The sequence below is a fragment of the Mycobacterium sp. 1482292.6 genome (assembly GCF_001672995.1).
GTDB classification, from domain to species: domain Bacteria; phylum Actinomycetota; class Actinomycetes; order Mycobacteriales; family Mycobacteriaceae; genus Mycobacterium; species Mycobacterium europaeum_A.
This window is the reverse complement of the sequence record NZ_LZKV01000008.1, coordinates 1-9,567: the sequence shown is the minus strand read 5'-3', so window position 1 is coordinate 9,567 and position 9,567 is coordinate 1. Positions and strand designations below refer to the sequence as shown.

The following is a 9,567-nucleotide window of genomic DNA, read 5'->3' as shown; positions in this document are numbered from 1 at the left end:
GTGGTCGAGCAGGGTTTGGTAGATGGTGGGCGGCCCGGGCAGCACGGTGATGCGGTGTCGCTCGATGGCCTGCAGTGCGCGCAGCGGATCGAAGGTCAGGTGCGGAATCAGCGTTGCCCCGGTCTGCAGGCACGCCAGGATCCCGGCCTTGTACCCGAAGTTGTGAAAGAACGGGTTGATGCACAGATAGCGGTCGTCGCTGGTGATCTTGCCGTTGGCCGCCCAGGAGGCCGACGCCGACAACGACTGCCGGTGCGCGCACAGCACGCCTTTGCTGCGTCCGGTCGTGCCGGACGTGAACAGGATGTCGCTGACGTCATCGGGGACGACGGCGGACGCGCGAGCCGCGACCGCGTCGAGGTCGGTACCGCGCGCGATGAACTCGTCCCAGGTCGCCGGAACAGGATCGTCGGCATCGACCGGTATCCGCACGATGTGCCGCAGCGCGGGCAGCGCCGCGCGGTGCAGGTCGGCCAGGCGATCGTGGCCGAGGAAGCGGCCCATGCCGAACAGCACCGGGGCGCCGGTCCGGGCCAGGATGTCGCTGGCCTCGGCGGCGGTGTAGCGGGTGTTCAGCGGCACCATCGCGGCCCCGGCGTGGTGGATTGCCAGGCAGGCCACCACCCAGTGCCAGGTGTTCGGCGACCAGACGGCCACCCGGTCGCCCGCCCGCACGCCGAGATCGATGAGGGCGGCGGCCGCGCGGTGCACCTCGTCGCGCAGGCCGGCGGCGGTGAAGGATCGTTCGTCGGTGATCAGCGCGTCGTGATCGGGCAGCCGGCTCGCGAAACGATCCAGCGCGGCGGGCACCGTGCGCGGATCGTTGGTCATGGGATGCTCCTGTAGCGGCGCTGACGCGATTTTGATTGCCCGGTTTCTCCTCACGCCGCCCCGCGGCGCGCATCGTCACCGAGCTACAAAGCAAGTGCTTGGTAGGTTAGCCTACAGGGCATGCAGGACGTCGAGGAGTTCCGGGCGGAGGTCCGGCAGTGGCTCGCCGACAATCTGGTCGGCGAATTCGCAGCTCTCAAGGGCCTCGGTGGGCCCGGACGCGAGCACGAGGCGTTTGAGGAGCGCCGGGCATGGAACCAGCACCTCGCCGCGGCCGGACTGACGTGCCTCGGCTGGCCGGTCGAGCACGGCGGCCGCGGCCTGTCCACCGCGCACCGGGTGGCGTTCTACGAGGAGTACGCCAAGGCCGACGCCCCGGACAAGGTCAACCACTTCGGCGAGGAGCTGCTCGGCCCCACGCTGATCGCCTTCGGCACGCCCGAACAGCAGCAGCGCTTCCTGCCGCGCATCCTCGACGTCACCGAGCTGTGGTGCCAGGGCTACTCCGAGCCCGGTGCCGGCAGCGACCTGGCCAACGTGGCGACCACCGCCGAACTCGACGGCGACGAGTGGGTGATCAACGGCCAGAAGGTGTGGACGTCGCTGGCCCACCTGTCGCAATGGTGCTTCGTGGTCGCGCGCACCGAGAAAGGCTCCAAGCGCCACGCCGGGCTGTCGTACCTGCTGGTCCCGCTCGATCAGCCGGGCGTGGAGGTTCGCCCGATCGTCCAGATCACCGGCACCGCGGAATTCAACGAGGTGTTCTTCGACGACGCCCGCACCGAGGCCTCTCTGGTGGTCGGCGAGCCCGGCGACGGCTGGCGGGTCGCCATGGGGACGCTGACCTTCGAGCGTGGGGTCTCGACGCTCGGGCAGCAGATCCGTTACGCCCGTGAGCTTTCCAACCTCGCCGAGCTGGCGCAGCGGACCGGCGCCGCCGAGGACCCGTTCATCCGCGAGCGGCTGACCCGGGCGTGGACCGGGCTGCGGGCCATGCGCAGCTACGCGCTGGCCACCATGGATGTCGAGCAGCCCGGACAGGACAACGTGTCGAAGTTGTTGTGGGCCAACTGGCATCGCGACCTCGGCGAGCTGGCCATGGACGTCATCGGCAAGCCGGGGCTGACCCTGGCCGACGGCGAGTTCGACGAATGGCAGCGGCTGTTCCTGTTCACCCGCGCGGACACCATTTACGGCGGGTCCAACGAGATCCAGCGCAACATCATCGCCGAGCGGGTGCTCGGCCTACCCCGAGAGGTGAAGGGATGAGCCTGTCCGAAGCCCCGAAAGAGATTGCCGGACACGGACTTCTGCAGGGCAAGGTGGTGGTCGTCACCGCCGCCGCGGGCACCGGCATCGGCGCGTCGACGGCGCGGCGGGCGCTGGCCGAGGGTGCCGACGTGGTGATCTCGGATCACCACGAACGCCGGTTGGGGGAGACCGCCGACCAACTCACCGCGCTCGGCCAGGGCAGGGTCGAAAGCGTGCTGTGCGACGTGACGTCGACCGCGCAGATCGATGCGCTGTTCGCGTCGGCGACCGCGCGGATGGGACGCGTCGACGTCCTGGTGAACAACGCCGGGCTGGGCGGGCAGACGCCGGTGGTCGACATGACCGACGAGGAGTGGGATCGGGTCCTGGACGTCACCCTGACGTCGGTGTTCCGCGCCACCCGCGCGGCGCTGCGCTACTTCCGTGACGCGCCGCACGGCGGGGTGATCGTCAACAACGCCAGCGTCCTGGGCTGGCGGGCTCAGCATTCGCAGGCGCACTATGCCGCCGCCAAGGCCGGCGTGATGGCGCTGACCCGTTGCAGCGCAATCGAAGCCGCGGAGTACGACGTGCGGATCAACGCGGTGTCGCCGAGCATCGCGCGACACAAGTTTCTGGAGAAGACGTCGTCGGCCGATCTGCTCGACCGGCTGTCGGCCGGCGAAGCCTTCGGGCGCGCCGCCGAACCGTGGGAGGTGGCGGCCACCATCGCGTTCCTCGCCAGCGACTACTCCAGCTACCTGACCGGCGAGGTCATCTCGGTGTCCAGTCAGCACCCATGAGCTGCGATATCGCTGACTAGCGCCGGCCCGCGACGTGTTTACAATTGTCGACCAACGCGGTTGACGCAGGTGGGAGGGTGCAGTGAGCGACGGACCGGGTCACCGACCGTGGGGTGAGAACCCGCCTCCCGCAAGCACACCCGGCCAGCCACCGGGTGCCCCGTGGCAATCCGACGCGGGTTGGCCGCAGCAGTGGGGTCAAGGGGGTCAGCCAGCCCCTTTCGGGCAGCCCGCGTACGGGGGGTGGCCCTCGCCACCGCCGGTCACCGTCGCCCAGTTCAACGGGCCGCAGGGCGGTCCCGGGCAACGCAATCGCAAGCCGTGGATCATCGGGCTGAGCGTGGCCGCCGCGGTGCTTGTCGCGGTTGTCATCACCGTGATCGCGGTCAGCAGTGGCGGCGGGTCGGGCAGCGCCGGTGATGCCGCCAAGGGTTACCTCGAGGCGCTGGCCCGCGGCGATGCGCAGGCCGCGCTGTCGTACAGCACCGATCAGCCGGCGTCCAAGGAGTTCCTGACCGACGACATCCTCAAGCGGCAGATCGCGCGGTGGCCGATCACCGACATCAAGATCCTCGACGACAATTCCGCGCACGCTTTCGGTTTCGGGCAGGTGCACGTGTCGGCGAAATTCGGCGAAAACACCTCGGACGTGACCATGTCGATCAAGAAGGCGGGCAGCGATTGGAAACTCGACCACGCCGCGATCAAGGTGGACACGCTGAACGCGGGCATCGAGCAGGCCGCCGTCAAAACCGCGACGTTCTTCGGCAAGCCCGTCGGCACCGCGCCGGTCTACGTCTTCCCCGGTTGGCTGGACGTCTCCAGCAGCAACCCGAATCTGGCCGTCAACACGAAAAAGCCCTTCCTGCTTGACAATCTGACGACATCGGGCGCGTACTTCAACGACCTGGAATTCAAACTCAGCGACAAGGGGTTGGCCGCGACCAGCTCCGCGATATCGGCGGCGCTGGCCAGTTGCGCGAACTCGAACCAACTGCGACCGGCCGACTGCCCGCAGCACGCCTTCGACTACGACCTGGTGGACGGGACCGCCGCCTGGGGCAAACCGGACATCAGCGGCCTCAAGATCAACCTGTTCGATCCCTTCCGACTCGAGGCGTCCTTCTCCGGGTCGGTCAACTTCCCGCTGACGGCCCAGACCCGGTCGGGCGGCACCAAGACGAGCGTCGTCGACACCTTCGTGTCCGGCAACGCCGACGAGTCGCAGAATCCGCCGGTGGTCTCGCTGCGCTGACGTTCCTGACGGAGCGGCCGCGGATCGGAAACCAAGGCGTCGGTGGCCAAGCAAGCGCTTGGTTGATACTCTGATCGGGTGGACCGAGTGCCCGGTCAGGCGAACAGCCGGCGAGACGAGCTACTGGAGCTTGCCGCGACGATGTTCGCCGAGCGTGGATTGCGCGCCACCACCGTCCGGGACATCGCCGACAGCGCCGGCATTCTGTCCGGCAGCCTGTATCACCACTTCTCCTCCAAGGAGGAGATGGTCGACGAACTGTTGCGCAGTTTCCTGGACTGGCTGTTCGCGCGCTATCGCGAAATCGTCGACAGCGAGGCCAACCCCCTGGAGCGGCTCAAGGGGCTGTTCATGGCGTCGTTCGAGGCGATCGAGCACCGGCACGCGCAGGTCGTCATCTACCAGGACGAAGCCCAGCGGTTGTTGTCTCAGCCCCGGTTCTCCTACATCGAGGACATGAACCGGCAACAGCGCAAGATGTGGCTCGAGTTGCTCAATCAGGGCGTCGAACAGGGGTATTTCCGGCCCGACCTCGACGTCGACCTGATCTACCGCTTCATCCGTGACACCACCTGGGTGTCGGTGCGCTGGTATCAACCCGGCGGACCGCTCACCGCGGAGCAGGTGGGCCAGCAATATCTCGCCATCGTGCTCGGCGGGATCACTGCGGAATCAAAGAAGATCGAAGAAGGAGTCTGAAATGCCTGAGGCGTACGTCATCGACGCTGTGCGTACCGCGGTCGGCAAGCGCGGCGGGTCGCTGGCCGGAATTCACCCGGTGGACCTGGGTGCCCTGGGCTGGCGCGGCCTGCTCGACCGGGTCGACGTCGATCCCGCCGCCGTCGACGACGTGATCGCCGGCTGCGTCGATGCCATCGGCGCACAGGCCGGCAACATCGCCCGGCTCTCGTGGCTGGCCGCCGGCTATCCCGAAGAGGTTCCCGGCGTCACCGTCGACCGCCAGTGCGGCTCCAGCCAGCAGGCCATTTCTTTTGGCGCGCAAGCGGTCCTGTCCGGCACCGCCGATCTGATCGTCGCCGGCGGCGTGCAGAACATGAGCCAGATCCCCATCTCGTCGGCCATGACGGTCGGCGAGCAGTTCGGATTCACCTCACCGACAAACGAATCCAAGCAGTGGCTGCACCGCTACGGCGACCAGGAGATCTCGCAGTTCCGCGGCTCCGAGCTGATCGCGGAGAAGTGGAACCTGTCCCGCGAAGAGATGGAGCGCTACGCGCTGACCAGCCACGAGCGCGCGTTCGCGGCCATTCGCGGCGGCCACTTCGACAACGAAATCATCACCGTGGAAACCGAATCCGGGCCGTTCCGGGTTGACGAGGGGCCGCGCGAGTCGTCGCTGGAGAAGATGGCCGGGCTCAAGCCACTGGTCGAGGGGGGCCGGTTGACGGCGGCCATGGCCAGCCAGATCTCCGATGGTGCCAGTGCCGTCCTGCTCGCGTCCGAAAAGGCCGTCAAGGAGCACAACCTGACGCCGCGGGCACGCATCCACCACATCAGCGCCCGCGCCGCCGACCCGGTGTTCATGCTGACCGGCCCCATCCCGGCGACCCGCTACGCGCTGGACAAGACCGGGCTGTCCATCGACGACATCGACACCGTCGAGATCAACGAGGCGTTCGCGCCGGTGGTGTTGGCCTGGCTCAAGGAGATCAAGGCCGACCCGGAGAAGGTCAACCCCAACGGCGGCGCGATCGCGCTCGGCCACCCGCTGGGTGCCACCGGTGCCAAGCTGTTCACCACCATGCTCAACGAGCTGGAGCGCATCGGTGGCCGCTACGGGCTGCAGACGATGTGCGAGGGCGGCGGCACGGCCAACGTCACGATCATCGAGCGCCTCTGACCTCGTGCAGCACTCGCTTCCGTCGCCCAGTGTGAAAGCCACGACGCGTCAACCGCGTGTCGCGTCGTAGGATTCACATTCGCGAGGTTGTCGGTGCGGGTTGGCACCATCGGCGGCATGACGGAGCTCTTCCTGGGCAGTGAGGCCCTGGCGGCAAAAGTGATGCCCGAGCGGGCAATGCGCTCCCTCTTCGAGCCTGTCCATCCGGGTGTCTACGCCCCCGGCGGCATCGCGCTGACGGCGCGCGAACGCGCGCGGGCGGCATGGCTTTGGTCGCGGCGCAACGGCGTCATCGCGGGGAACTCGGCGGCCGCGATGCTCGGGGCGAAGTGGGTGAATCCGACGCTCGATGCTGAGCTGGTGCACGGCAATCGCCGCCCACCCGCCGGCATCGTCGTGCACAGCGAGACACTGCTCCCCGGTGAGGTAGTCGAAGTCGACGGCATGCCAGTGACCAGTCCGGCGCGCACCGCTTTCGATGTTGGACGGTGGACATCGTCGCGGCTGTCCGCGGTGCAGCGGCTCGATGCGCTGGCGAACGTCACCGACGTCAAAATCAGCGACATCGAAGCCGTGCTGGCCGGGCATCGCGGCACGCGCGGCCTGGGTCGGCTCAAAGCGGTGCTGCCGCTGGTGGACAGCGGCGCGGAGTCTCCGCAGGAGACCCGTACTCGGCTGGTGCTGATCGACGCGGGTTTGCCTGTGCCACAGACACAGATCCGAGTGTGCGACGACTACGGCGACTTCGTTGCCCGCATCGACATGGGGTACCGCGAGCTGCGCGTCGGCATCGAGTACGACGGACCGCAGCACTGGACGGACGCCGGGCAGCGCGATCGCGACATCGACCGGTACACCGCATTGGCCGACTTGGGCTGGACGATCGTGCGGGTCGGCAGCGACCTTCTCCGCTATCGGCACGGCACCCTCATTGCCCGTGTCGTCAACGCGATGCGGGCCGCGGGATGGCGCCCTGGGCCACCGAGCGTGAAATCCTCGACGGCACCGCGGCGTGTCGCGTCGTGAAATCCACCCTCGGTCAACCTTTTACCGGATTCGGCCGCCTACCGGGTCGCCACCACCAGGCCGATGCCGCCCAGGGCGAGCAGCCAACTCGTGAAGCTGCCGACCAAGAAGTACTCGGTCACCTCGTCGATGCCGACGCCGTTGTCGCGGTTGGTCTGGGCGTTCAATTCCGGGAATCGGATGATGCCCTTGGCCGCGACGACGGCGCTGGCCGCGGCCACCTGGCCGCCGACGCCGAGGCTGAGGATCAGCAGCCGCTCCAGCGGCCCCAGCAGCCGGCCGCCCTTGAGCCGATCCGACGGCTGCGGCTCACCGGGTGGGCGCACCGCGCCCACCGAGCCAAGCACCAGGCGCACCAACTGATTGGCGGTGGCGAACTGGACCAGCATCACGCCGACGAGCATCAGCAACCGGGCGGGCGTGACATGGCTGAGTGGCAGGTGAACCCAGGCCGACCACCGCGCGACGACGCCGCCGCCCGGCGAGGACCAGCCGGATAACAGTGCCAGCACCGCCAGCGCGCCGCCGAACACCGCCAGCGGAGCGATCTGGTTTTTGCCGCTGAGTTCGCTTCGCGCGCAAAGCCATTCCCACGCCACCACCGCCGCGGCGGCCAGCACGAGCAGCGCGATGTCCCCGGCACGCCACAGGGCGCCCAGCCCCGCGCACGCCACCACCACCACCGGCCCGGCCAGCAGCGGTGGCCATAGCGCACCGACCGCACGCCGGCAGAGGTCGGTGACGCCGAGGGCGATGAGAAAGACCGCCACGGCGCTCACGGCAGACTCCGAAGGTATTGACTGGCAAGCACAATCAAGTCCAGGCCGTCGCGGCTCGCGCGTTGGGACACCGCCGACGGGCTGATGCCCTCTTCGGCGGCGAGCTCCTTTTTGGTCCGGCCCGTCATCAAGCCCCTTACTATCCGCAATGACCGTTCATCAAGCGATCCAAGCAGATGGTCCCGACAAATCAGGGCGGCGTTGACGGCGGCGACGTCGTCGCGGGTGCCGGCCTCGGCCCGAAACATCGTGCGTACCAGCGTCAAGCCGGGCTGCCGCTGCGCCTCCGCGGTGTGCTGGATGGCCTCACGGGCGGTCCACCAGCCCGGGCCGTCCTGGATTCCCGCGGCGGCATCGAGGATGGTGACCGAGCCCCAGCCGATGCCGAACCGGACGTCGATGTCGGGGCCGACGGCCAGCCGCAGCGTCAGGGCGGCATCGATCGCGGAGCCGACGGTCGGGTAACTGCCCTGGAACTCGTCGCCGACGGTGAACGCGGGCGGGCCGATCGCTTCGGCGGCGACGTGTCGCAGGGCGGCCGCCAGGCTCCCATGCAGCTTCGAACGGTCGGTGGCGCGCCGGGAACCGACGACGTCACCGATGAGCGTCGCCCGTGATGAAGGATCCAGCTTCATCCGAGCCATTTGAAGAGTATAGCTTAATCATCCGGCGATTTAGCTATACGCTTTATCGAGGCGTTTACGCCCCTTCGATGAGGGCCGACGCCGCCTGCAGGTGCCGGACCGCGTCGCGCACGATCGACTCGATCAGTTTGGCGCACGACGGCAGGTCCTCGAGGATGCCGGCCACCTGGCCGGAAGCCAGCACGCCGGCGTCGGTGTTGCCGTCCACCAGCCCGGCTTTCAACAGCATCGGGGTATTGGCCGCCATCACCACCTGAGACCAGGTCAGCTCCTTGCCGTGCCGCATCGCCAGGCCGTCGCTGATCATCGACCGCCAGGTCATCTGCGACATGTGCTTGAACTTGGCGGCATTGCGCACGGCCGCGGTCAGGCCCCGCACCGGCGAACCGCCTTCCAGCTTCTCCACCAAACCGGTGCGCAGCACCCGGTGCGGCATCCCGTCCACGCGGGTGGTGACCACCGTGCCGTCCAGCGCCGATTCGAGGTAACGGCGCTTGACCGCGTCGGGCACCGTCGAATCCGAGGTGAGCAGGAACCGGGTGCCCATCGCGACGCCGGCGGCGCCATAGCTCAGCGCGGCCGCCAGACCGCGTCCGTCGAAGAATCCGCCCGCCGCGATCACCGGAATGCCGCTGCCCTGCACGGCGTCGAGCACCGAGGGCAGCAGCAGCGTGGTGGCGACCGGGCCGGTATGCCCACCACCCTCGCCGCCCTGCACGATCATCGCGTCGGCGCCCCAGCCGGCGACCTTGCGGGCGTGCTTGGCCGCGCCGATCGACGGAATCACCACGACGCCGGCCTCTTTCAGCCGCGCGATGAGCTCCTGCTTGGGCGCCAGCGCGAAGGAGGCCACCTTGACGCCCTCGCGGATCATCAGGTCCACGCGATCGCCGGCGTCTGCGGCGTCGGCGCGAATGTTCACGCCGAACGGCTTATCCGTGGCGGCCTTGACCTTGGCGATGGCCGTTGCCAGTTCGTCCAGCGTCATGGTGGCCGAGGCCAGGATGCCCAGCCCGCCGGCGTTGGCCGTGGCGGACACCAGCCGCGCACCGGCCACCCAGCCCATCCCGGTCTGGACCACCGGGTGCTCGACACCGACCAGCTCGGTCAGCGGCGT

10 protein-coding genes are annotated in these 9,567 nt (G+C 68.3%); 6 read left to right on the top strand and 4 right to left on the bottom strand.

What is annotated here, in order from left to right; genetic code table 11:
* Positions 1-831 (bottom strand): AMP-binding protein (locus tag A5624_RS00210; protein ID WP_082990433.1); only part of this gene is annotated, 831 nt, incomplete at its 3' end.
* Between the two features lie 120 nt (positions 832-951).
* Here A5624_RS00210 and ipdE1 point away from each other — a divergent pair.
* The 6 genes from ipdE1 to A5624_RS00180 all read left to right on the top strand — a co-directional run bounded on the left by ipdE1 (position 952) and on the right by A5624_RS00180 (position 7,027).
* Positions 952-2,100, top strand: a complete 1,149-nt coding sequence (ipdE1, locus tag A5624_RS00205; protein WP_066859669.1) for an acyl-CoA dehydrogenase IpdE1 — start codon at positions 952-954, stop codon at positions 2,098-2,100.
* Positions 2,097-2,885 carry a (5R,7aS)-5-hydroxy-7a-methyl-1-oxo-2,3,5,6,7,7a-hexahydro-1H-indene-carboxyl-CoA reductase gene (ipdF, locus tag A5624_RS00200; RefSeq protein ID WP_066859659.1) on the top strand — a complete coding sequence of 263 codons (789 nt, stop codon included), beginning with the start codon at positions 2,097-2,099 and terminating at the stop codon, positions 2,883-2,885. The genes ipdE1 and ipdF overlap by 4 nt, the downstream gene beginning before the upstream one ends.
* An 82-nt stretch (positions 2,886-2,967) precedes the next feature.
* Positions 2,968-4,140 carry a proline-rich domain-containing protein gene (locus A5624_RS00195; protein WP_082984641.1) on the top strand — a complete coding sequence of 391 codons (1,173 nt, stop codon included), beginning with the start codon at positions 2,968-2,970 and terminating at the stop codon, positions 4,138-4,140.
* Between the two features lie 78 nt (positions 4,141-4,218).
* Positions 4,219-4,839 (top strand): TetR family transcriptional regulator KstR2, encoded by a 621-nt coding sequence (kstR2, locus tag A5624_RS00190; protein WP_082990432.1) that lies wholly within the window; start codon positions 4,219-4,221, stop codon positions 4,837-4,839.
* 1 nt (position 4,840) lies between these two features.
* Positions 4,841-6,001, top strand: a complete 1,161-nt coding sequence (gene fadA6 / locus A5624_RS00185) for a steroid 3-ketoacyl-CoA thiolase FadA6 (RefSeq protein ID WP_066859651.1) — start codon at positions 4,841-4,843, stop codon at positions 5,999-6,001.
* 117 nt (positions 6,002-6,118) lie between these two features.
* Positions 6,119-7,027, top strand: a complete 909-nt coding sequence (locus tag A5624_RS00180; RefSeq protein WP_066859672.1) for an endonuclease domain-containing protein — start codon at positions 6,119-6,121, stop codon at positions 7,025-7,027.
* Between the two features lie 38 nt (positions 7,028-7,065).
* On the opposite strand, the gene A5624_RS00175 is transcribed toward A5624_RS00180, so the two are convergent.
* The 3 genes from A5624_RS00175 to ipdC form a co-directional block, all read right to left on the bottom strand.
* Positions 7,066-7,806: a hypothetical protein gene (locus A5624_RS00175; RefSeq protein ID WP_066859647.1), complete on the bottom strand. Its 741-nt coding sequence runs from the start codon at positions 7,804-7,806 to the stop codon at positions 7,066-7,068.
* Positions 7,803-8,450, bottom strand: a complete 648-nt coding sequence (locus A5624_RS00170) for a SatD family protein (protein WP_082990431.1) — start codon at positions 8,448-8,450, stop codon at positions 7,803-7,805. The genes A5624_RS00175 and A5624_RS00170 overlap by 4 nt, the downstream gene beginning before the upstream one ends.
* Positions 8,451-8,505: 55 nt before the next feature.
* A partial coding sequence (gene ipdC, locus A5624_RS00165; protein ID WP_066859641.1) for a (3aS,4S,5R,7aS)-5-hydroxy-7a-methyl-1-oxo-octahydro-1H-indene-4-carboxyl-CoA dehydrogenase occupies positions 8,506-9,567 on the bottom strand: 1,062 nt, incomplete at its 5' end.

What these genes read in the sequence shown, in the direction of transcription:
- ipdE1 (WP_066859669.1), top strand. Translation starts at nt 952, where the DNA reads ATGCAGGACGTCGAGGAGTTCCGGGCGGAGGTCCGGCAGTGGCTCGCC.
- ipdF (WP_066859659.1), top strand. Translation starts at nt 2,097, where the DNA reads ATGAGCCTGTCCGAAGCCCCGAAAGAGATTGCCGGACACGGACTTCTG.
- fadA6 (WP_066859651.1), top strand. Translation starts at nt 4,841, where the DNA reads ATGCCTGAGGCGTACGTCATCGACGCTGTGCGTACCGCGGTCGGCAAG.
- A5624_RS00180 (WP_066859672.1), top strand. Translation starts at nt 6,119, where the DNA reads ATGACGGAGCTCTTCCTGGGCAGTGAGGCCCTGGCGGCAAAAGTGATG.
- A5624_RS00170 (WP_082990431.1), bottom strand. Translation starts at nt 8,450, where the DNA reads ATGGCTCGGATGAAGCTGGATCCTTCATCACGGGCGACGCTCATCGGT.